Raw genomic sequence first — 20,315 nt, 5'->3', positions numbered from 1 at the left:
TCAAAACCACATCCGGATACCGGCAACGAAGCGTGCCTCGTCTACGTCCTCACCTTCGTCGTGCAGCATGTCGGCGGTATTGCCATAGGAACGGTTCCACGTGACACCGATGTATGGGGCGAATTCACGAAGGATTTCGTAGCGCAGGCGCAGACCGACTTCGGTGTTGGCCAGGCCCGAGCCAACGCCACGCTCGTGATCGTTCTTGCCGTAGAAATTCGCTTCTGCGGTCGGCTGCAGGATGAGTCGATTGGTGAGCAGAATGTCGTAGTCGCCTTCCAACCGCGCAGCGGTCTGGCCATTCTCGCCAACGAAAGCGGTAGCTTCAGCCTCGAACGCATAGAGCGCCATGCCCTGGAGACCGAAGGCACCCCAGGTCTGTGGCGACCCGGGTTTGAAGTCCTGGCGAACACCGGTGACGACATCCCACCAAGGGCCGATGGAGTGCCCCCAGAGCGCCTGAACTTCGGCCTCTTCGGTCACCCCGTTAGTGCGCTCACCTTCCGAACGCAGCCATAGGCGGTCGACGTCTCCGCCAATCCAGCCGGAAGCATCCCAACTGAGCACACTTCCTTCGTCGGCGTCCTGATACTCCAGTTGGTCGATCAGGAAGAAGGTGTTGACCTTGCTGTCATGAATGCCGTGCCCAGGTAGCGGCGGGAAGGCCGCTTCGCGATCGGCATCGGTCAGGACTGGAATAGGCGTCCGACTGGTCGTGGTGGAGGCTGCATCAGCCGAACCCTGGTCCATCTTGCTGTGATCCATGCCTTGCATCTGGCTATGGTCCATGCCCTGCATTTGGCTGTGATCCATACCCTGCATCTGGCCCTGGTTCATCTGGCTGTGGTCCATGCCCTGCATCTGGCTATGGTCCATCTTGCTGTGATCCATGCCCTGCATCTTGCCCTGGTCCATCTGGCTGTGGTCCATGCCCTGCATTTGGCTATGGTCCATCTTGCTGTGGTCCATTTCCTCGGCCGCACTCGCCAGGCCTGCATGTAGGGCGCTGAACGAGACCAGCAGCGCTAGGGCGGATGGAGCTGAAATCCTACTGATCATGAGCCTGGCCCGCTTTAGCCTCGTCCGCGTTGTGCTCGTGCTTCATCGAGCCGTGATCCTTCATCTGGCTGTGATCCATGCCTTGCATCTGGTCATGATTCATCTGGCTGTGGTCCATCTGCCCGTGGTTCATCTGGCTATGGTCCATTTGCTGCGCCTGGGCTGCCTGACCTTTCTGCAGGTCAGTATTACCTTCACCGGCGAGGGCTACCGGAACCATCAATGCAGCGGTGAGGCCCCCGGCCACAGCCACGGCCAACGCACTGCCCATCAAAGTCTTGCGCTTCATAATTTCGCTCATTGAAAGATTCCTCATTCGTCCACACGGACTTCGCGGAACATGCCCATTTCCATGTGGAACAGCAGGTGGCAGTGGTAAGCCCAGCGACCCAGAGCGTCCGCCGTGACGCGGTAGCTGCGTTTGGAGCCCGGCGGCATGTCGATGGTGTGCTTGCGCACCATGAAGTTGCCGTTCTCATCTTCCAGGTCACTCCACATGCCGTGGAGGTGAATGGGGTGGGTCATCATGGTGTCATTGACCAAGGTGATGCGGACACGCTCGCCATACTTGAGGCGCAGCGGCTCGGCATCGGAGAACTTGATGCCGTCGAACGACCAGGAGAATTTCTCCATGTGACCGGTCAGGTGCAGTTCAATGGTGCGGCTGGGCTCGCGGCCATCCGGATCGATGAAAGTGCTTCGCAGGTCGGAATAGGTCAGCACGCGGCGGCCGTTGTTGCGCAGCCCCATGCCCGGATCGTCCAGCTTGTGGGTTGGGGTCATGGTCTGCATGTCGACCAGCGGGTTGTTGGTCTCGGATGCCGGGTGGGCCTGCATCTGGCCACCCATGCTGCCATGGTCCATGCCAGCCATCTTGCTGTGATCCATGCCGGACATATCGCCTTGCATGGTGCTGTGGTCCATCCCAGCCATCTTGCTGTGATCCATGCCGGACATATCGCCCTGCATGGCGCCGTGGTCCATCCCAGCCATCTTGCTGTGATCCATGCCGGCCATATCGCCTTGCATGGTGCTGTGGTCCATCCCAGCCATCTTGCTGTGATCCATGCCGGCCATATCGCCTTGCATGGCGCTGTGGTCCATTCCCGCCATCTTGCTGTGATCCATGCCGGCCATATCGCCCTGCATGGCGCTGTGGTCCATCCCCGCCATGCTGCCGTGATCCATGCCGCCCATGCTGCCATGGTCCATGCCCATGTCACCCATGCCAATCAAGGGACGGGGATCGATCTCAGGCACCGCAGCGCTCAGACCCTCACGCACGGCCAGGGTGCCGCGGGCATAGCCGGTGCGATCCATGGACTGGGCAAAGATGGTGTAGGCCTGTTCACTGGTCGGTTCAACGATGACGTCGTAGGTTTCCGCTACGGCGATACGGAACTCGTCGACGCTCACCGGCTTGACGTGCTGGCCGTCAGCCGCCACCACGGTCATTTTCAGCCCCGGAATGCGAACGTCGAAGTAGCTCATGGCTGAGCCGTTGATGAAGCGCAGACGAATCTTTTCGCCCGGCTTGAACAGGCCGGTCCAGTTGCCGTCAGGCGCCTGGCCGTTCATCAGGTAGGTGTAGGTGTAGCCACTGACGTCGGCGAGGTCGGTGGGGCTCATCTTCATTTCAGCCCACATCTTTCGGTCCGCCACGGTGGCGGCCCAGCCTTTCTCGCTCACATCGTTGATGAAGTCGCCAACGGTGCGCTTGTGGAAGTTGTAGTAGTCCGACTGCTTCTTCAGTTTGGCCATGACGCGGGCTGGATTTTCGTCTGTCCAGTCGCTCAGCATCACCACGTAGTCGCGGTCGTACTGGAAGGACTCGGGTTCCTTCGGTTCGATCACGATGGGGCCGTAGACGCCGATCTGTTCCTGCAGCCCGGAGTGACTGTGGTACCAGTAGGTGCCGTTCTGGTGGACCTTGAACTTGTACTCGTACATGCCATCCGGGGCGATGCCGTGGAAGCTCAAGCCCGGCACGCCGTCCATATTGGCCGGCAGGATGATGCCGTGCCAGTGAATGGAGGTGTCTTCGCTCAGGCGGTTGCGCACGCGCAAGGTGACGGTATCGCCTTCGCGCCAACGCAGAATCGGACCAGGAATGGTGCCATTGATCGTCATGGCCGTACGCGCGGAGCCCGTGATGTTCACTGGGGTTTCACCAATGTACAAATCGAATTCGGTACCGCTCAGCACAGTGGGCTGACCAGGGCTGGTCACCGCCCAGACAGGAGTGCGCCAAAGGCCCAGTCCGCCCAGAATGCCACCGGCGGCCAGGCCCTTGACGAAGGTTCGCCTTGAGGTTTTGCAATGCATGCCGTGTATGTCCAATCAGTCAATGGAGCCAGCGCTGAACAACCAACGCGATTAGGCTGCCGCACCAGGTGATTCCTGTTCCCTAGAGGGCTTGCCCGCGGTCGGCCATCCTTGAGGCGCGCGCCCGCGAGCATACAAGCTGCCACATCCCTACCTTTCAGAAGATTACATTTCTGTAAGGTTGGCCAACGCGCCCCGACTCAGCAGTTGGCATGTTCAGCCGATTTGGCCTTTTCAGCGACCGACGACTCGGCCTTCTGCTGCTCCAGGCGGTAGGCTTCCATCGACGCCTGGGCGAGCTTGTCGGCCCGCGCCATGGTCCGATCACCGCCACCAGCAGCCATGGCGAAGGACGAAGCAGTCAGGGCGGCAACAACAAACAGAGCTTTCATGGATTTCATGTGGGTATCCTCGAATATGTGCGGGTTAGCCGGGTATGTCCGGGCTGAGTGTCAGACTCGAAGCCACCTTAACCACCCCGTGCTGTCAGCAACCTGAGCTGAACATTACAGTTGTGTAAGGTTGGCTTTTCCTACTCGTGAAGTCGCCCGCTCGCTCTGTCGTGTCCATGGCATGTCGGATAGAGACTTCCCTTCGCATTCGCTGGCCGGACTGCCAACTAGTGCTACAGCGCAATCCGGATGAGCTGCAGAGCAGCCAAGTGTCCGGGATAAAACAGGTACCCCCAGCGCCGGACCGGCCAAATGGCGGGGGCAAATGCCTGACGTAGCAGCCAAAGTCCTGCCATCGGCGTAGCAAACGCAACGATGAGGGGGGCCAGCGTCTCTACCGCGAGTCCGGTATCAGCGAGCCATCGTGTACGGCTATTGGCCAACGCGGCTATTGCCGCCGGGAGCAACCACCACCCCCAGGATCGCTGCAGACTGAGAAGCAAGGCGGCTGGCAAGAGCACTCCGAAGGCGCCGTACATCAAGCGTGAGTGCAATGCGGTAGCGATCAGCAGCGTCGCTATGGCCAGCCACGAGCTCGTGCGGTCGCGGTTGTGGATGCCCCACGCCAGGAGCAACCCCAGCATCAGAGTGGGCATCACATTGAGCGTGCTGCTCAACGGCGAAAGCAATCGGTAGGGCAGCTCAGAGATGACGGAGAAGGCGATCAGCCAGCCCAAATAATGAACGTTGCTGTCGGTGAACAAATCACCGGGACGGGAGCGGGCAACGTTGGTCGCGATTCCCAGGCAGAACAGCGGAAACGCTATCCGGCCAACGACGAACAGCCAGTGCGCGTCTGGCCACAGATAGCGGAGGTGATCTATCAGCATGGTCGCCATGGCGACCCACTTGATGAGATCCAGGCTGCCATTACGACTTGAGGCAATTGGCAGTTGCATCACCGCAGTCATCCGGACCACCCCGAAGTCAGCAAGTAGCGACTGGCCTGAGTCCAGTACAGTCGATCATGGGGCAACCACGCCCACCAGCAAGTCACCATTCCCCTGTGGGCCCAGGGCGACTCTCTCGGCAGCAAGCGTGAGAGCCATTGTCAGTACCGGCCCCATTAGGGGCCGGCCTGAAATCAGGGCGACTAGGCACTGACCCTGGTGGGATAGCCCAATGCCTGTACCAACTCACTTACGCGCTCGGCTGCGACGGCACTTTCAACACTCACCTTCCCGGTTGCGCGATCGACTGTGACCTGGGCCTCCGAATCTGCTGCCTGGATGGCCTTGGTGATCTTGCTGACACAACTGCCACACCCCATACCGGAAACTTCCAAGACGAACATAGCGGGCCTCTCATGCTGGAGCGGCATCTCTTGCCGCAAATACAGCTTCGACCTTGACATGATGGGAAGGTCAAGCCCGACTTGGGCTTATTTCGGCCCCAGCAGCTCTGGCATAGCCTGAGCTGGCGGTAAGCCTTTCTGCATTTGCAGGCGGCCCTTTGCATCGCGATAAACGAGCGTGGGCGTGGCCTCGCTGCCCAGTTCCGTCATCAGCGCCAAATTGGCGTCGAGCTGCTCCTGGACAGCGTTGGGCACCGTTTCCAGAGCCTTGAGTGCGCTCACGTTACCGGCCATCTCATGCTGTTTCAGCGCGGCTTCTGGTTGCTTGGCCGTCAACAGTGCCGCGGACTTGCCGGCGCTGTCGGGACTAAGCAGGCCCACCATGATGTGGCGCAACTGGACCTTGCCGGACTCAACCCAGGGGCGCGCCTGGTGCCAGAACTTATTGCAGTAGGGGCAGTTCGGATCATCGAACATGTAGACGATGCGGGGAGCATCCTTGCGCCCATCGGCAATCCAGGTGCTTTTTTCCAGGCGTGCCCACACCTCTTTGGCCATTGGTTCAAAAACCAGACGGTCGAGCGTTGCACTCGTCAGATCCTCGCCCTGGGCATCGAACAGGGTACCCACCAGGACGTGCTGGCCATCGGCCGTGAGGTACAGAGCCAGCCCTTGGCCGTTGTAGCGCGCGGCATAGCCTCGCAGACCGCCAGGTGCCGTGAACTCGCCCACGATGGTGACGCCGCGTGCCTCAATCGCCTTGATGGGCGCTGGCAGCTCCGCGGCCTGGGTGACTGCGGCGAGCAGAAGGCTGGCAAAGGTGAGCAACAGGGGGAGGTACTTGTGGCGCATCATGGCTGAGGCCTCTCTCGCGTAATCGCTAGGGCCCCCCGCGAGTATCACGGGGGTATCTCACCGATCAGGTACGACCTGGCGACTGGTACACCACCTATCTTCGCGCCGCTTGCCGTACCTTGGTAGCTGACCGATTTAGCCGATGTCCGTACGCCGCAGGCGCAGCGCGTTAAAGACCACCGAGGCTGAGCTGACGCTCATGGCCAGCGCGGCAATCATTGGCGACAGCAGATGACCAGTCAGCGGATAGAGCAAACCGGCCGCCAACGGTATGCCCATCGCGTTGTAGAGGAAGGCAAAGCCCAGGTTCTGGCGCATGTTCTTCACGGTGGCCACGGAAAGCTGCCGAGCGCGCAGGATGCCCATCAGGTCGCCCTTCACCAGGGTCACTTGAGCACTGTTCATCGCCACATCGGTGCCAGTCCCCATGGCAATGCCGACATCGGCACGCGCCAGTGCGGGGGCGTCGTTGATACCGTCGCCGGCCATTGCAACACGGCGGCCGTAAGCCTGCAGGTCGGCCGCCAGTTTCTCCTTGTCCTGGGGTTTTACTTCGCCGTGGACTTCCTCGATCCCCAGCTGCTTCGCCACCGCGCGGGCCGTGGTCACGCCATCCCCGGTGGCCATGATGACCTTCACCTCTTCGTCCTGGAGACGCTTCACCGCCTCCTTGGCGCTCGGTTTGATCGGGTCGGACACCGCCAGCAGACCGGCCAGCACACCATCAACGGCCAGGTACATGATGCTCATGCCTTCCACGCGGAGCAGCTCAGCTTGATCTCTGAGCAGGGCGATATCCAGCCCAGCGTCCTCCATCAAGGCGGTATTGCCGAGCTGCAGCTGTTTGCCTTCCACCTGGCCACGAACGCCAATGCCGGAGCCGGACTCGAACGCCTCCGGCTTGCTCAGGACCACCCCGGCTGCCCGTGCATGGTCGACGATCGCATGAGCTAAGGGGTGTTCGCTGCCCTGGTCCAGGCTGGCTGCCAGGCGCAGGACCTCTGCCGGCGCGAACCGATTGGTGCCCACAACGCTGTGAAACATGGGGCGCCCTTCGGTCAGGGTGCCGGTCTTGTCCACGATCAAGGTGTCGATCTTGCACAGGTTTTCGATGGCGCTGGCGTCCCGGAACAGCACGCCACTGCCGGCCGCCTTGCCGGTCGCCACCATGATCGACATCGGCGTGGCGAGGCCCAGTGCACACGGACAGGCGATGATCAGCACCGCGACCGCATTGATCAGGCCATAGACCCAACCAGGTTCTGGCCCGAACAGCCCCCAGCCGAAGAAGGTCAGGACCGCGATCAGCACCACCCCCACGACAAAGTAGCCGGCGACGATATCCGCCATTCGCTGCATGGGCGCCTTCGAACGCTGGGCACGGGCGACCATCTGGACGATCTGCGACAGCACGGTGTCCGCGCCGACTTTCTGCGCTTCCATCACCAGGCTGCCATGGGTGTTGAGCGTGGCCCCAATGAGGGTCTCACCGGCTTTCTTCATCACTGGTACCGGCTCACCGGTCAGCATGGACTCATCGACGGCGCTCTCGCCCTCCAGCACGACCCCATCGACCGGGACCTTCTCTCCTGGACGGACCCGCAGATGGTCACCCGTGTGCACGTGGGTCAGGGGAATGTCTTCCTCGCCGCCATCGGCGTTGATACGCCGCGCGGTCTTGGGGGCGAGCCCGAGGAGTGCCTTGATGGCGGCGGAAGTCTGCGAGCGCGCTTTCAGCTCAAGCATCTGCCCCAGTAGGGTCAGCGAGATGATCACCGCGGCTGCTTCGAAGTAAACGCCGATACGGCCGTCCTCCATGAAGGTCGCCGGAAAGGCTTGAGGGATCAGGGTCGCGGCCACGCTGTAGAGGTAGGCGGCTGCCGTCCCGAGGCCAATGAGCGTCCACATGTTGGGGCTGCGGTGACGGATCGAAGCGATCCCGCGCACGAAGAAGGGCCAGCCGGCCCACAGGGTTACCGGCGTCGCCAACACGAGTTCGACCCAGTTCTGGATCGCGCCATGGAGCAACTGCATCTGGTGGGCAGTCATGGCCAGCAAAGTCACGATGATGGTCAAGGGCAGGGTCCACCAGAAACGTCGGGTGAAGTCCTTAAGCTCCGGATTTTCCTCCTCTTCCAGCTCCGGGATAACCGGCTCCAGGGCCATGCCGCAGATCGGACAGCTGCCGGGGCCGGGTTGGCGGATCTGCGGGTGCATCGGACAGGTGTATTCGGCAACGCCTGCACCAGGCGCCTGCGCGACGGCCGGCTGACCATGGTTGGCGTGCCCGTGGCCCGCATGTGCATGGTCGCCAGTAGGGCCGGTGTATCGCGCCGGTTCCGCCTGGAACTTGGTCAGGCACTTCTCGCTGCAGAAGCGATAGGTTTGCCCCTGATACTGCTCGCGAAAGCGGCTGTCCGGCGGCACCGCCATGCCGCACACCGGATCGCGCTGACTTCCATCCGGTTGCTCATGCTGGTGTGAGTGGTCATGGTCGTGCTGGCACGATGCGGTGGGCATGGACTAGTTCCCTCTGTTATCCGGCTTGGTGGAGTCTTCGCGGTCCTGGTGAGAATGCCCACCGTGGTTATGCCCGAAGAGGTGCATCAGCGGGCAAAGCAGCAGGATCAAGTAGGGCAAAGCCAGGGAGAGGTGGCCGTAGTGCTCTCGCGCTACATAGAACAAGCCGATCACAACCAGCATGATCAGCGCGATGCCCCCTTTGCTCCGCCAGAAGGGTGTGGCTGGTTCGGGGCCATGGCGATGGGTTTCCGTCATGATTCAACTCCTGAGCTAAGGTGGAGGTGTCGTCCGCTGCCGCGTTCCTCAGCCTAGACGACACCCCGTGTTCACCAGTTGACGCCAGTCAATTCGCTCACTGCACGTTGACCGGACCGACCATGCCGAGCTGATAGTGACCGGGCACGTTGCAGGCAAACTGCAGGCCGGTGGTTTTGCCAAAGGTCCAGATCAGCTCCTTAGTGGCTCCAGGCTCGACCAGCATGCTGTTGGGGTCGTTGTGTTCCATGCCGACCATCTTCATACCGCCCATCGTATGGTCCATTGCCTGCATGTCGTGATTGCGCCCCGTCGGGCTGAGCGTGCCGTTCTGAAACATGGCCGCCATTTCTTTCTGGTGCGCGGCATGGGCGGCCGCTTTACCCAGGTTGAACTCGTGTAGCACCGCGCCGTCATTCTTCAGCACGAACCGGATGGTTTCGCCGTCTTTGACATCGATGCTTTCCGGGGCGAAATAGACATCGCCCATCTTCACCTCGATGGTGCGGTCAACCTCTGCCAAGGTGCCGGGTCGCCCAATTTCGTCCTTCGCGTGGCCCGCATCGGCTTGGGCGATAGCACCGGTGACCAGGGAAACAGTGGCAATCAGGGAAGAAGCGAGCTTGGTATTATTCATTTTGAACCTCGCAAGATGGTGTGGTTTGAAACGCCTCTGATGCTAGCCAGGCGGAGTTGCCGGCAGACTTACGCGAAAACTACATATCTGTAAGGTTCGACGGACCTCATGCCCCCTAGTGAGTGGTTCCGGAGGCATGGGTCGTCGACTCAGCGCATCCCCAAACTGCAAATGCGTCAGCGATAAAAAGTGCGGCGCCAAGAAGGCGCCGCCAGGCCAAAGGAGCAATCACGAAAGGCCTTGAAGATGGGGGAATTCTTTAGGGATGGCATTCTTTGTCGGCCATCATCAGCTTGTGCTCGCGCATCATTTGCCCGAGCACGTCATCGACCAGCTTGTCGTGCTGCTCCATCCACGCCAGATGCTCCTCGCCCGTCATTCCCGGCTTGGGATGCTCGTTGTGGAGCTGCGTCATGATGTCGTCGAGCATTTTCATGTGCTCTTTCATATGCACATGGCGCTCACTGGCCGGCGCCTTCTCCGCCTGAATCAGCACGGCCTCGGCCTTGTCCCGCATCTGCTCGATGCGTTGGAAGGTGCGATCACTCCCGCCTTCGGCCCACACGGCAGAAGACAGCAGGAGCGAACCAACCAGAAGCAGTGGTTTCAGTGATCTCATTGGGCAGTCTCCCTACAGGTAGTGGAGCCGGCCCTTCTGGATTGGTCGTTCGGGAGCCGGGCGAGCGCACAATCGCTCATGCTTGCACCCTAGACAGCGCTCCCTGACAGTGGCCTGAAGCCAGAATTACATTTTTGTAAGCTTGTGCTTGGGGGGAGGTATTCACTGCAAACTGCGTCCATTCGCCACACGGATACTGCCCAATGAAATTACTGGTTGCCGAAGACGAACCTAAAACCGGCACTTACCTGCAACAGGGGCTCAGAGAGGCTGGGTTCAATGTCGATCGGGTCATGACGGGGACTGATGCGCTTCAGCATGCCCTCAGCGAGTCCTATGACCTGTTGATCCTGGACGTGATGATGCCGGGGTTAGACGGGTGGGAAGTGCTGCGGATGGTTCGCGCCGCCGGGAAAGACGTCCCCGTACTGTTCCTAACCGCCCGGGACGGGGTCGATGACCGGGTGAAAGGGCTTGAGTTGGGCGCCGATGACTACCTAATCAAACCCTTTGCATTTTCCGAGCTCTTGGCACGGGTCAGGACACTCCTGCGCCGGGGTAACAGCGTACCGACCCAGGCGATCCTGCGAATTGCGGACCTGGAAATGGACCTGCTGAAGCGCCGCGCCATTCGCGGTGGCAAACGCATCGAGCTAACAGCCAAGGAATTCTCCTTGCTCGAACTACTGATGCGCCGGCGCGGTGAAGTGCTGCCGAAATCGCTGATCGCCTCGCAGGTCTGGGATATGAACTTCGACAGCGATACCAATGTGATCGAGGTGGCTGTCCGCCGTCTGCGCGCGAAGATGGATGATGACTACGCCGTGAAGCTGATCCATACCGCCCGCGGCATGGGTTATATGCTTGATGGGCCCGACCCAGAATGAGGCATCTCTCCCTGACGGCGCGCATGAGCCTGATGTTCATGCTCGCGGTGACAGCGGTGCTGACCGTGGCTGGGCTGAGCTTCAACCACTTGAGTCAGCGCCACTTCAAGTCGCTCGACTACCAAGTCCTGGTGGAAAAACTGGAGTCGGCACAAAGCATCCTGCAGGGACTACCCAGCGTGACCGACTTCACCGAGCTGAAGCCGCAGCTCAGCGCGTTGCTGGGTGCCCACCGGGACCTTGCGGCGATTATTCTGGACAGCGATGGCAAGGTGCTATTTGCGGAGCCTGCCATGGTGAATGTTCCCCAAGGCCTTCGTGTCCGGTCTGCCCCCACCATGTGGGAGTGGGGAGATCAGGAGTTCATGTACCGCGGCTTGACGGCTGAGCTCAACGTCCCGGGTCTGGCGGCCCCATTGACCCTGTTGTTAGTGCTGGACGTGACCCACCACATGGCTTTTTTTGAGGCCTTGCAGCGCTGGTTCACCATTGGGCTGATCATCAGCGCCCTGGTCAGTGCAGGACTGGGCTGGGTCGTCGCCCGCAGCGGGCTTCGCCCACTACGACAAGTGACCCAGATGGCCGCATCAATGTCGGCCAAATCGCTCAAGGAACGCATTCCGATGGAGCCGGTGCCATTGGAACTGCAGCAGTTGATGTCGTCATTCAACGCTATGTTGGCTCGGCTGGATGAGGCCTTCGTGCGGCTCTCTAACTTCTCCGCGGATATCGCTCACGAGTTGCGGACACCGGTGAGCAATCTGATGACTCATACGGAGGTTGTACTGTCCCGGAAACGGGATATCGAGGCGTATGAAGACAACCTGTACTCGAACCTCGACGACCTCAAGCGCATGTCGCGGATAATCGACGACATGTTGTTCCTGGCCAAGGCGGACAATGGCTTGATCGTGCCGCAACGCGAACAGATCGAGTTGGAGAATATCGTTGGCAAGCTCTTCGAATACTACCAACTGATGGCGGATGAACGCGGTATAGCACTCAAACTCTCAGGCCTGGGTAGTGTCCGTGGTGACGTGCTGATGCTGGATCGCGCTATCTCGAACTTACTTTCCAATGCCCTTCGCTATACCCCGCCTGGTAAGACCATCACGGTGAGAATCGCCCAAACGGATGCGTCGACCAGGCTGAGTGTCGAGAACCCGGGCGAATCTATCCCCGCTGAACACCTCAAGCGCCTGTTCGACCGCTTCTACCGCGCCGACCCCGCACGGCGAGAGGGTAGTCCCAGTAATGCCGGCCTGGGGTTGGCAATCACCCGGTCAATTGTCGAAGCCCACCGCGGTCGGATCTGGTGCACGTCGGCACACGGCCGTACCGCTTTTCACATGGAGTTTCCTCGGCTAGACGAGACAAGGGAGACCGTATGACCAAAGAGCAACTTCGGGCGGAACTGGAGCTGCAAGCGCGCAGTTTCGTCGAGCGCGACGGAGGTGAGGTGGTGCTTTACGCCGCTCAGCGCAAGCCAGATCGCCAGCCCTGGCGCAAGAAACCCAGCGTGCTAGATGAAGCGTTCCAAGCGGAGGTGCAAAAAATTGCCAACCAGCGGAACGCGGAAACCTGAGGGGCTTCCGCGTGAACCCAATGCAGGGGATTGGGTGGCGTGGCCAGGCCTGGATATCTCCCGGGCTGGGCGTCTTTGTTGGGCAGGCGGGTAGCCACGATTGTCATTGCCACATGGCCCACCAGATCACTATTGGTCTAGCCGCCGAGTTGACCGTACATACCCCGGATACCGCTGTCAGGGCCCGAGCTGTCTGCATCCGCGCCGGCGTCATGCATCGGATCGAAGCGGTAGAGATCCTGTCGATCTACCTCGACGCATTGTCCGAAGAGGCCGGAGCCCTTCATGCTGGGGCGGACATCGTGCCTGTCGACATCGACATGGAGGACATCGCCTTCCTGCGTAGCTTGCTGGCAGAGCCGAACAATTCAACCCAGCAGATGCGAGATGGGGTTCGCCAGACCCTCAACCTGGCCAACGGCCCTGCCATTGATCCAAGGCTGCAGACAGTACGCGCAGTTCTTCGACCAGCCTCGGGACCCACGGGCACAGAGTTTCCTCAGGCAGGTGCTTTGACGAGGGGGCCGCTAAGCGGCCCCAACGCTCTGTCACCGAACTGGTGATCGATTACGAATGGATGGGACGTGCGGGCACTTCTTCGCGGCAGTGATGGCATTGAACGGCATAAAAAGGCCGCTCTCAGGCGGCCTTAGGGGGAGCATTACACGGAACGAGTTTGATTGTAGTCCAGAATCAGTGATCGCCTGATTTCCCAGCGCATACGAGAGTGCCTGATCGAAGCCACCATGCAGCTGAAGCTGCTCGGCCATGTCCTGCCCGGCCAATGAAGCCGGACGCCTCACCGACAGGAACGTTACAGCTCAACTGTCGCGGAAAAAATCATCGCGCCTAACCAAGCCAAACGCATCACCGCCGCTCTCGGCTTGCTCATCGGATAAGGCCTGGTGATCTGCGAGCCGGGGGCTACTTCCTGCCCTCAACGTCACCCCAAAATGTGCCCGCCAAGCTTACTGAATTGTAATCGAACGGTCGGCGGTAATGTGGCATCGTGTCCTAGCTCTACGAAGTGGCTAGCTTGATCCATTACCTCGGTTCAGGGCCTATCAGGACGCGGCATACGCTTGGTATTGGCTAGTGGTTCTAACCAGAATCGAGAAGTAAAAACTAGAAATTCCCCACCAAACCTCGTACCAACAGCTTACGCTGTGAGGAGTCTTGCATGTCATTCTTTAAAACTACTACCGCAGCTGTTGCACTTGGCGCTGGTTTGCTGTTGAGCGCTATGGCCCAAGCACATCCAAAACTGGTGTCCTCTACCCCTGCAGAAGGCTCGACTTCCACAGCACCTTCCAAGATTGAGCTGCATTTCTCGGAAAACCTCACGGCTCAGTTCTCCGGTGCGAAGCTGATCATGACCGATATGCCCGGCATGCCGAATTCCCCAATGGGTGTTAAGGCATCTGTCTCCGGCAGCGATGATCCGAAAACGATGGTCATCACGCCCGCCTCTCCGTTAACCACGGGTACCTACAAGGTTGAATGGCGAGCAGTCTCTTCCGACACTCACCCCGTAACAGGCAGTCTTGTTTTCAACGTGAAATGATCCATGAGCGACTCAATCAACATCGCTGTCCGCTTCGCTCTTTATATGGATCTCATGCTGCTGTTTGGATTGGCCATATTTGGTTTGTACAGTCTCAGGGGAAAAGAGCGGGTATCCGGCGCTGTCTTGAACTTTGAGTCGCTTCTTTTCGGCGCAGTAGTTGCTGGCATATTTCTGTCACTCGCTGCCATGTTGTTGCTTGCCAAGGCAATGAGTGGCGTTTCAGGATTTATGGAGCTTAATCACCATATCGTCGAAATGGTGATTACCGGTACTGACGTCGGCTTCACGTGGATGGTTCGTATAGCTGCGCTTGTTCTGGCGGGTATAGGCTTTACACTAAACAAACGCCTTCCGACCCTGAGCCTGTGGCTAGTTACTGTGTGCGGCGCCATCGCCCTGTCAACCCTCGCCTGGACTGGGCATGGTGCGATGGATGAAGGCAATCGCCGTTATATTCATTTCGCTAGTGACATCTTCCACCTTTTGGCAGCAGGTGGTTGGCTGGGGGCTTTGGCGGCATTCGCTTTATTGCTACGGTCAAAGATACTCAGTGGCGAACAAGAGGTGAGAATTCTTTCCCGAGTTCTTACCGGGTTCGAATCAGCAGGTGCGTTGATTGTAGTTAGCCTAGCCATTACTGGTGTTGTAAATTACCTGTTTATCGTTGGCCCAACACTGGATCGAATAACACTTAGCACTTATGGCGCGCTACTATTTTTGAAGATTTTGCTATTTGCAGCGATGCTCGCATTAGCCACGCTGAACCGTTTTCACTTGAGTCCACTTTTGGCACGATCGATCCAGAGTGGAGAATACAGTGGCGCGGTTAATGTGTTGCGACGCAGCATGGCCATAGAGTTCTCAGTAGCAATAATCATTGTGTGCCTAGTTGCTTGGCTGGGCACCTTGAGCCCTGAGATGGATATGGGCACTGTGTAGAGCTAGTGTGATGCCTCAAAATTGGCGTTCCCAGGCGCAACTGCTATAGCTGCTGGTGTCAGCCACCGCAGAGGGGCGGCGATGAGCTCTCAGGACATTATTTTAAGTGAGGAAGAACGGGTTGAATCGTCGGACGTGCTTGGCGACGATTAGTCAGCGTGATGGGCGGTGGGCGCGGGTGATCCTGTTGATCGCCCGGAGCCATCTCCCCAAGATATTCACGCGCTTGAGCCACCTCTCCCTGGTATTGGTCACCGGCATGCTCGCTACTCAAGCCCACAGCCCTCCACCCGAGTGCTCCGGCCACAGACATCGCAACTAATGTCTGCCGTGGCTTCCGTCAGTTGAAGTCTGTGGGAGTCAGGCGCTCTCGCCTACTCCCAGCTGCTCAGATACGTCATGGCAGCCAACCTGGAGAGGTTGGTCTTCGTTGGCAGCAACGCGAACTACGTAGTCGGCAACACGGTGGGTAACCACATCACCGGAGGCTTTGGCGGAGACGTGTTGTTGGGCAACGGCGGCGACGACTCGCTGATTGGCCTGGAAGGTGACGACTCACTGGACGGAGGCACCGGCAACGATGTGTTGCTAGGTGGGCTAGGCAATGACTCGCTGATCGGAGGTGTCGGCAACGACTTGCTCGAAGGTCAGGAAGGCAATGACGCGCTGGCTGGCGGCTCGGGTGACGATGTGCTGCTTGGTGGGGACGGCGCCGAAGTGCTGCAGGGTGGAACGGGTAATGACGTACTGGTGGGGGGCGCGGGCAACGACATCCTCGATGATGGATCCGGAAGCGACATCTTCCAGTTCGCCGCCGGTTTCGGTCATGACCAAATCATCGGCTTCGACGGTAATCCGGCGGGAGGCCAGGATCTGCTGGATGTCGCCGCGCTCGGCATCAACGCAGCAAATTTTGCCGCGTTGGTGTCCATCAGCGGCACCGTTGCCCAGACCGTAGTGACCATCGGTAGCGACAGCATCACGCTGGTAGGAGTCAACGTCGCGTCAATCAACCAGAGCGACTTCGTAATGGGCGCCTGATATCCCACGTGACACGATATCCGCCACGGCGAAAAATTAATGTCGCCGTGGCGTTGCAATCAGCGGGGTTGGTACAAAATCCCCCGTGATAGGGCTCTCGCTCCGGTCATCCCATCTGGACGCCAACGCTCAACTTGTCATGTGGCGCGTCAACCCAGTCCAGCTTATCGAGGTGCCGCTTGCAGTTGATGTACTGCTGCCCAACTACCTCATCTATCCAGCCAAACTGCTCGATGACCCGTGCATTCACCCAGCCGTTGTAGGCCAAGGACAGCACTTGGGCTCGCCAGCCGTCGTGGTATCCCTCTACACGTTCGAATCGACGCCACCCCTTTAGAGCATCATCGGAGCCCAGCCAGTACCACTCGCCGTAGTAGGCCTGATCAAACACCGCGAACTTGTTCTTCCTCGCCCAGAAGCTCTGACTGACTTCCTGTTTGCACTCTTCGAAGTTAAACAGCCCTCCATAGTGCAATGCCTCCAAGGCATGAGCGATGTGCTGCTGGGCCAACTTTCGAGCCATGCGGCGAACTATCCCATCGAACACCGAATCAGACATGGGCGGGGCCCTTACTGGGGTGGAAGTACAGGGAGGATATCAGGCGACCAAAATATTGCTCGCTGCCGGGTATACCAGTCAGTCCATCCATCACCTGCAACCGCGTATGTAAACCTGTCAGCTACCCTTAAAGTTGTCCTAGAGAGAGGACATGTGGCCACTACGGGCAACCCATCATTGGCACTTTGGCGCAGCGCCTGTGGCGGCCACTTCAAACTTCTAAGGCCGTCACGGAAACTTCACCCCTCCCCGAAGTGAATGCTCGCAGCCGTGACGGCCTCTTTTCCTTACTCGGATTGACTCGACGTCAGCGCCTACCGTCTCACGGCGAACGTGGCGTCAGTCTATTTTCCTGCGGCACAGGGAAGGGGAAGCCAAGCACCGGGAACTTGCCGCGTACACGGTTCTGGGCTTGGCAGTTCTTGACGCAGTTTGTGGACGGCGGAGCCACTTCCACGGAGTCTTCACCCAGCACACCACCCATCCGCCCACCACTAGCAACCCGCCACACCGAAACACCGCCGAACTGGCTCACACGGGTGGCAACTTGGGTGCTGTCTCGCCCAACAAACTTGGGTGACAGGTCATTGGCGAAGTTGACCCGTGGCGTCACCGGCACCGGCGCACAGCTGGGGTTGAAGTTCGGAGGGACGCACAGCGGTAGGTTCACGTTCGTGAAGTTGGGGTTATCGAAGTAAAAAACTCCGTCTGCCAATACATGGGTGAAGTCGGTCGTAAGGCCATCCGCACGCTCCGGCTCCATCTGGAATATCCCGCCCTGGGCACAATCCTTGGCCTGGATCTTCATCCCGACACCGGGACCATTTCTTGCCAGCAGGACATCCGGGCCATCCAGCTCAAGCGTAAGATTCCCATTCAGCGTCGCCCCTTGGAGATCAGGAGTCTTGCTGGCGAAGATTGTGGTCGGCACACCTCCAGTCATGTCCAGAGGATTGGGCGCCCCAGTCAGCGTGTAGTTGCGAACACCCAGCGTGGCCGCGTCCACCACAAACACCACGAACTTGCCCCGAACCGTGAAGCTGGCGCCCACACCGCTCGCGGGGATTGTCGTTTCGGTAAGTCCGCTAACAGGCCCACCCGGAAGTTCGACGGTAAATCCGCCCCCCTCGCAGCCCGCATCTTTGGCGGCGTAAGCCTGCTGGCCCAGCAGTCCTGATGACAATGCCGCTAACGCGAGCAATCCAGCCCTCATCAGGTCAGGCTTCTTTGTGGGGAAAATTGTCTCCGAGGCAGGTAATTCCAATCGGCGGTTCATGATGTGATCCTCATGCACACAGGGGAACGCCAACCGGTCCATACCTAGTCGCCCGTGGGGAGCGGCCAGCCAACCAGCACGGCCAATATCTGCAGCGTGATAGCGCAACTGCGGTTCCGCACCATCCTTCCAAACCAGTCAGCACCGTCTAAAGCGTGGGAATTTTTCCCACGAGATGAGGCTAGTTCTGTCTCCCGAGGAGTCAACGACCGAACATCGGGGTATGAATCAGCTGTGGCGTTGGCGCCCAGAGCGCAGCTCGTCTTGGCGGTTTTCTTTCCCTCCGCCGTCCATCACCCTCGCGCTTGCCTGCATACACCAGGTGTATCGTGAAAGTGTCCCGTCAGAAGGACAGAAAGCCATCGCACGCCCCCTTCCCCATCGGGCACATGGAACGCGGTGGCTTTCCTATTTGGGGCGGGAAAAGTTACGGGAGCGTCATCACCAGATACAGGGCAAAGCAAGCGGTAGTGGCAACCGTTGCAAGCACAAGGGCGTTCACCAGTTTCAGGCTTCTTTCTTCGTCTGCATCGCCGGTGTAGCTGACAGCAGCAATCAGGCCCATGTGCATTAACCAGATGACGGCGGCTGTCCCTGCCAGAACAAATTCCCTTTCCATCCTTGCCCCTTGTAGCGGTCCATTCGTGCCAGTGGACCCTGCCCAGTCCACTACACTTAACGTACTTCGCAGAGCGCGGAGCCAGTTGCCTTAAGGCCGTTACGGCAACCCCTCCCCCATGCGCAATGCTCGCAAGCCGTAGCGGCCTCTTTTCCCCCAACGACATTCCTGAACATGCCCGTCATTCTCGAATCAGTATTGACCTGCCCACATTGCGGCCATGCCCGGCAGGAAACCATGCCCACGGACGCCTGCCAGTACTTCTACGAGTGCAGCCAATGCAAGTCACTGCTGCGGCCCAAGCCGGGAGACTGCTGCGTGTTTTGTTCGTTCGGCTCCGCACCCTGCCCGCCTATCCAGGAGCAACGTGGGTGCTGCCAAAGTAAGACTTAGCCTACGATTTCTTCCGAATGCTGAGACTTCCCCCAATGACAGTGGAGGGATCGCTATGTGTGGCAGATACGTTTCCCCGGGAGACTGGGCCATCGAACACTTCTGGCACATCGGTGCCCGTAAATCCGAGCGCTGGATCGAGAGCTTCAACGTCGCCCCCACCATGCAAGTGCCTATGCTGTGCCTGACCCCGCAAGGCGAATTGGAACTGGTGGCTGCCCGCTGGGACCTGATTCCCTTCTGGTGGACTCAGCCCAAGCCACCGGATTTCAGCTTCAACGCCCGTAGCGAGGCAGCCGCCACCATGCCCATGTGGCGCCAGAGCCTGCGTACCCATCGTTGCCTGATGCTTGCTCTGGGCTGGTACGAATGGAACAAACACCAGCAGGTCCGAGGCAGGTCCGGCTACAAGACAAATCAGCCCTACTACCACCACGGTATCGACAATGGCGTACTGGCGATTGCTGGCCTTTGGTCGACCTGGTTTGGCCCAGAGGGGCAGAAAGTGGTCTCTTGCGCGATGTTGACCAGGGACGCAGCGCCGTCGGTAGCCTTTGTCCATCACCGGATGCCGGTGATTCTGCCCGCCGAACAGTTCGACTTGTGGCTATCGCCCAGCACGCCCATTAAGCAAGTTGAAGACGCTGTCGCGCTGAGCCGGGAAGATTTCTTTGCTTATCCCGTGTCAACGGAGGTGAACAACATTCGAAACGACTCTTCCAAGCTACTCAAACCGGTAGAAATTGTGCCGATGGCGTAGAGCTGGCAGTAAATGGGTACAGACTTATTTTCTCGACACTGAACGCCCACTTTTGGCCGGTTCAGTCCGCCCAATGCTGCGCGCCACGATGCCAGCCCCCAACCGTAGCTGGTACCACCTTCCTTGAATTATTCCGCCTCGAAAAACACCCAATGTTGGGGGTTATCCCCCACAGAAACGGGGGCGTCTTTTTCCGACTGGGTAGGCGAACGCCTCGGTGCCTTTTCCATAGCCATTCTGTCCTGGGGTAGCGTCCGTGGTATGGCAGTTGCTTGGTTCCCGGTAGCCGGCCGGCGGAGCCGAGGTCGCCCAAAAGGCCTGCTTACATTGCAAACCAGTGCTTTTTCAGGCGTCCGTCCAGCCGGCGGTGTGGTCGATTACATCAGTGCACACCGCAACCAGTTGGATGATTTGTCACGGCCGTCTTGGTTACGTCCTATCCGTCCCACCCGGTGGAGAGGCATTGATCGAGACATCGTTCTAAGGTCGAGTCACGGCTCCTCATTTGGACACAGATCTCGTGCTGGTTGTCGCATAGCCCGCCCCCCAGGTTGGGGGCGTATCGAGACGATACCGAAACGGAGATTCACCATGCTTATAAAGCAATGCTTGTTGGCGCTGGCAATCGGTGGCGCCTTATCCGCAACAACCGTGCTAGTGCCCGACTCCA

General features: G+C 59.2%; 23 protein-coding genes and 1 pseudogene. 10 read left to right on the top strand and 14 right to left on the bottom strand.

The genetic code is table 11. The annotated features are described in order from the left end of the window. The 11 genes from E8E95_RS27885 to E8E95_RS27835 all read right to left on the bottom strand — a co-directional run bounded on the left by E8E95_RS27885 (window position 1) and on the right by E8E95_RS27835 (window position 10,019). Window positions 1-1,059, bottom strand: a complete 1,059-nt coding sequence (locus E8E95_RS27885) for a copper resistance protein B (RefSeq protein ID WP_280355489.1) — start codon at window positions 1,057-1,059, stop codon at window positions 1-3. Then, a complete protein-coding gene (locus tag E8E95_RS27880) occupies window positions 1,049-1,360 on the bottom strand; it encodes a hypothetical protein (protein WP_280355486.1) in 312 nt (103 codons plus the stop codon). The genes E8E95_RS27885 and E8E95_RS27880 overlap by 11 nt, the downstream gene beginning before the upstream one ends. Before the next feature lie 11 nt (window positions 1,361-1,371). After that, entirely contained in the window at window positions 1,372-3,384 is a 2,013-nt protein-coding gene (locus E8E95_RS27875) for a copper resistance system multicopper oxidase (RefSeq protein ID WP_280355484.1), read from the bottom strand. Window positions 3,385-3,584: 200 nt separating this feature from the next. Continuing rightward, complete coding sequence (locus E8E95_RS27870) at window positions 3,585-3,785, bottom strand: co-regulatory protein PtrA N-terminal domain-containing protein (RefSeq protein WP_077524884.1); 201 nt, start codon at window positions 3,783-3,785, stop codon at window positions 3,585-3,587. Window positions 3,786-4,009: 224 nt separating this feature from the next. Next, the gene (locus tag E8E95_RS27865) at window positions 4,010-4,747 is read right to left on the bottom strand and encodes a TraX family protein (RefSeq protein ID WP_280355481.1); all 738 of its coding nucleotides are present in this window, start codon (window positions 4,745-4,747) and stop codon (window positions 4,010-4,012) included. Window positions 4,748-4,929: 182 nt separating this feature from the next. Continuing rightward, a complete protein-coding gene (locus tag E8E95_RS27860) occupies window positions 4,930-5,130 on the bottom strand; it encodes a heavy-metal-associated domain-containing protein (protein ID WP_280355479.1) in 201 nt (66 codons plus the stop codon). A gap of 87 nt (window positions 5,131-5,217) precedes the next feature. Then, window positions 5,218-5,985, bottom strand: coding sequence for a thiol:disulfide interchange protein DsbG (dsbG, locus tag E8E95_RS27855; RefSeq protein ID WP_280355478.1), 768 nt, complete (start codon window positions 5,983-5,985; stop codon window positions 5,218-5,220). A 135-nt stretch (window positions 5,986-6,120) separates the two neighbouring features. Continuing rightward, window positions 6,121-8,505: a heavy metal translocating P-type ATPase gene (locus E8E95_RS27850; protein ID WP_280355476.1), complete on the bottom strand. Its 2,385-nt coding sequence runs from the start codon at window positions 8,503-8,505 to the stop codon at window positions 6,121-6,123. 3 nt (window positions 8,506-8,508) lie between these two features. Further along, window positions 8,509-8,763 (bottom strand): DUF2933 domain-containing protein, encoded by a 255-nt coding sequence (locus E8E95_RS27845; protein ID WP_280355475.1) that lies wholly within the window; start codon window positions 8,761-8,763, stop codon window positions 8,509-8,511. A gap of 97 nt (window positions 8,764-8,860) precedes the next feature. Next, window positions 8,861-9,400 (bottom strand): plastocyanin/azurin family copper-binding protein, encoded by a 540-nt coding sequence (locus E8E95_RS27840; protein ID WP_280355474.1) that lies wholly within the window; start codon window positions 9,398-9,400, stop codon window positions 8,861-8,863. Between the two features lie 259 nt (window positions 9,401-9,659). After that, a complete protein-coding gene (locus E8E95_RS27835; RefSeq protein WP_280355473.1) occupies window positions 9,660-10,019 on the bottom strand; it encodes a co-regulatory protein PtrA N-terminal domain-containing protein in 360 nt (119 codons plus the stop codon). Window positions 10,020-10,222: 203 nt separating this feature from the next. Here E8E95_RS27835 and E8E95_RS27830 point away from each other — a divergent pair, with 203 nt between their 5' ends. From E8E95_RS27830 to E8E95_RS27795, 8 genes and pseudogenes are all read left to right on the top strand, one after another. Beyond that, window positions 10,223-10,906 (top strand): heavy metal response regulator transcription factor, encoded by a 684-nt coding sequence (locus E8E95_RS27830; protein WP_280355471.1) that lies wholly within the window; start codon window positions 10,223-10,225, stop codon window positions 10,904-10,906. Next, on the top strand, window positions 10,903-12,297 hold the full coding sequence (locus tag E8E95_RS27825) for a heavy metal sensor histidine kinase (protein ID WP_280355470.1): 1,395 nt from the start codon (window positions 10,903-10,905) through the stop codon (window positions 12,295-12,297). The genes E8E95_RS27830 and E8E95_RS27825 overlap by 4 nt, the downstream gene beginning before the upstream one ends. Next, on the top strand, window positions 12,294-12,491 hold the full coding sequence (locus E8E95_RS27820) for a hypothetical protein (protein ID WP_280355468.1): 198 nt from the start codon (window positions 12,294-12,296) through the stop codon (window positions 12,489-12,491). Before E8E95_RS27825 ends, E8E95_RS27820 begins: the two co-directional genes overlap by 4 nt. A 113-nt stretch (window positions 12,492-12,604) precedes the next feature. After that, on the top strand, window positions 12,605-13,054 hold the full coding sequence (locus E8E95_RS27815) for a hypothetical protein (protein ID WP_280355467.1): 450 nt from the start codon (window positions 12,605-12,607) through the stop codon (window positions 13,052-13,054). Between the two features lie 617 nt (window positions 13,055-13,671). Further along, window positions 13,672-14,055, top strand: coding sequence for a copper homeostasis periplasmic binding protein CopC (copC, locus tag E8E95_RS27810; protein ID WP_077524905.1), 384 nt, complete (start codon window positions 13,672-13,674; stop codon window positions 14,053-14,055). 3 nt (window positions 14,056-14,058) lie between these two features. Beyond that, complete coding sequence (gene copD / locus E8E95_RS27805; RefSeq protein ID WP_280355464.1) at window positions 14,059-14,997, top strand: copper homeostasis membrane protein CopD; 939 nt, start codon at window positions 14,059-14,061, stop codon at window positions 14,995-14,997. A gap of 81 nt (window positions 14,998-15,078) precedes the next feature. Further along, window positions 15,079-15,196, top strand: a pseudogene (locus tag E8E95_RS27800) (IS630 family transposase); the annotation flags it as partial. Between the two features lie 200 nt (window positions 15,197-15,396). Continuing rightward, entirely contained in the window at window positions 15,397-16,038 is a 642-nt protein-coding gene (locus E8E95_RS27795; RefSeq protein WP_280355463.1) for a calcium-binding protein, read from the top strand. A gap of 106 nt (window positions 16,039-16,144) precedes the next feature. On the opposite strand, the gene E8E95_RS27790 is transcribed toward E8E95_RS27795, so the two are convergent. The 3 genes from E8E95_RS27790 to E8E95_RS27780 all read right to left on the bottom strand — a co-directional run bounded on the left by E8E95_RS27790 (window position 16,145) and on the right by E8E95_RS27780 (window position 18,492). Then, on the bottom strand, window positions 16,145-16,597 hold the full coding sequence (locus E8E95_RS27790; RefSeq protein WP_280355461.1) for a hypothetical protein: 453 nt from the start codon (window positions 16,595-16,597) through the stop codon (window positions 16,145-16,147). 322 nt (window positions 16,598-16,919) lie between these two features. Further along, on the bottom strand, window positions 16,920-17,873 hold the full coding sequence (locus E8E95_RS27785) for a hypothetical protein (RefSeq protein ID WP_280355459.1): 954 nt from the start codon (window positions 17,871-17,873) through the stop codon (window positions 16,920-16,922). 427 nt (window positions 17,874-18,300) lie between these two features. After that, complete coding sequence (locus E8E95_RS27780; protein WP_280355458.1) at window positions 18,301-18,492, bottom strand: hypothetical protein; 192 nt, start codon at window positions 18,490-18,492, stop codon at window positions 18,301-18,303. 174 nt (window positions 18,493-18,666) lie between these two features. On the opposite strand from E8E95_RS27780, the gene E8E95_RS27775 reads away from it, so the two are divergent. Further along, window positions 18,667-18,885, top strand: coding sequence for a GDCCVxC domain-containing (seleno)protein (locus E8E95_RS27775; protein ID WP_280355457.1), 219 nt, complete (start codon window positions 18,667-18,669; stop codon window positions 18,883-18,885). Between the two features lie 55 nt (window positions 18,886-18,940). After that, complete coding sequence (locus tag E8E95_RS27770) at window positions 18,941-19,645, top strand: SOS response-associated peptidase (RefSeq protein WP_280355455.1); 705 nt, start codon at window positions 18,941-18,943, stop codon at window positions 19,643-19,645. Window positions 19,646-20,315 lie beyond the last annotated feature (670 nt).

It is taken from the genome of Pseudomonas sp. BN414, assembly GCF_029871275.1.
Taxonomy (GTDB): Bacteria; Pseudomonadota; Gammaproteobacteria; order Pseudomonadales; family Pseudomonadaceae; genus Metapseudomonas; species Metapseudomonas resinovorans_C.
Note: the sequence above shows the minus strand (reverse complement) of the source record. Positions and strands in the feature narration are given on the sequence as shown.

What these genes read in the sequence shown, in the direction of transcription:
- E8E95_RS27885 (WP_280355489.1), bottom strand. Translation starts at nt 1,059, where the DNA reads ATGATCAGTAGGATTTCAGCTCCATCCGCCCTAGCGCTGCTGGTCTCG.
- E8E95_RS27880 (WP_280355486.1), bottom strand. Translation starts at nt 1,360, where the DNA reads ATGAGCGAAATTATGAAGCGCAAGACTTTGATGGGCAGTGCGTTGGCC.
- E8E95_RS27875 (WP_280355484.1), bottom strand. Translation starts at nt 3,384, where the DNA reads ATGCATTGCAAAACCTCAAGGCGAACCTTCGTCAAGGGCCTGGCCGCC.
- E8E95_RS27870 (WP_077524884.1), bottom strand. Translation starts at nt 3,785, where the DNA reads ATGAAATCCATGAAAGCTCTGTTTGTTGTTGCCGCCCTGACTGCTTCG.
- E8E95_RS27865 (WP_280355481.1), bottom strand. Translation starts at nt 4,747, where the DNA reads ATGACTGCGGTGATGCAACTGCCAATTGCCTCAAGTCGTAATGGCAGC.
- E8E95_RS27860 (WP_280355479.1), bottom strand. Translation starts at nt 5,130, where the DNA reads ATGTTCGTCTTGGAAGTTTCCGGTATGGGGTGTGGCAGTTGTGTCAGC.
- dsbG (WP_280355478.1), bottom strand. Translation starts at nt 5,985, where the DNA reads ATGATGCGCCACAAGTACCTCCCCCTGTTGCTCACCTTTGCCAGCCTT.
- E8E95_RS27850 (WP_280355476.1), bottom strand. Translation starts at nt 8,505, where the DNA reads ATGCCCACCGCATCGTGCCAGCACGACCATGACCACTCACACCAGCAT.
- E8E95_RS27845 (WP_280355475.1), bottom strand. Translation starts at nt 8,763, where the DNA reads ATGACGGAAACCCATCGCCATGGCCCCGAACCAGCCACACCCTTCTGG.
- E8E95_RS27840 (WP_280355474.1), bottom strand. Translation starts at nt 9,400, where the DNA reads ATGAATAATACCAAGCTCGCTTCTTCCCTGATTGCCACTGTTTCCCTG.
- E8E95_RS27835 (WP_280355473.1), bottom strand. Translation starts at nt 10,019, where the DNA reads ATGAGATCACTGAAACCACTGCTTCTGGTTGGTTCGCTCCTGCTGTCT.
- E8E95_RS27830 (WP_280355471.1), top strand. Translation starts at nt 10,223, where the DNA reads ATGAAATTACTGGTTGCCGAAGACGAACCTAAAACCGGCACTTACCTG.
- E8E95_RS27825 (WP_280355470.1), top strand. Translation starts at nt 10,903, where the DNA reads ATGAGGCATCTCTCCCTGACGGCGCGCATGAGCCTGATGTTCATGCTC.
- E8E95_RS27820 (WP_280355468.1), top strand. Translation starts at nt 12,294, where the DNA reads ATGACCAAAGAGCAACTTCGGGCGGAACTGGAGCTGCAAGCGCGCAGT.
- E8E95_RS27815 (WP_280355467.1), top strand. Translation starts at nt 12,605, where the DNA reads ATGGCCCACCAGATCACTATTGGTCTAGCCGCCGAGTTGACCGTACAT.
- copC (WP_077524905.1), top strand. Translation starts at nt 13,672, where the DNA reads ATGTCATTCTTTAAAACTACTACCGCAGCTGTTGCACTTGGCGCTGGT.
- copD (WP_280355464.1), top strand. Translation starts at nt 14,059, where the DNA reads ATGAGCGACTCAATCAACATCGCTGTCCGCTTCGCTCTTTATATGGAT.
- E8E95_RS27795 (WP_280355463.1), top strand. Translation starts at nt 15,397, where the DNA reads ATGGCAGCCAACCTGGAGAGGTTGGTCTTCGTTGGCAGCAACGCGAAC.
- E8E95_RS27790 (WP_280355461.1), bottom strand. Translation starts at nt 16,597, where the DNA reads ATGTCTGATTCGGTGTTCGATGGGATAGTTCGCCGCATGGCTCGAAAG.
- E8E95_RS27785 (WP_280355459.1), bottom strand. Translation starts at nt 17,873, where the DNA reads ATGAACCGCCGATTGGAATTACCTGCCTCGGAGACAATTTTCCCCACA.
- E8E95_RS27780 (WP_280355458.1), bottom strand. Translation starts at nt 18,492, where the DNA reads ATGGAAAGGGAATTTGTTCTGGCAGGGACAGCCGCCGTCATCTGGTTA.
- E8E95_RS27775 (WP_280355457.1), top strand. Translation starts at nt 18,667, where the DNA reads ATGCCCGTCATTCTCGAATCAGTATTGACCTGCCCACATTGCGGCCAT.
- E8E95_RS27770 (WP_280355455.1), top strand. Translation starts at nt 18,941, where the DNA reads ATGTGTGGCAGATACGTTTCCCCGGGAGACTGGGCCATCGAACACTTC.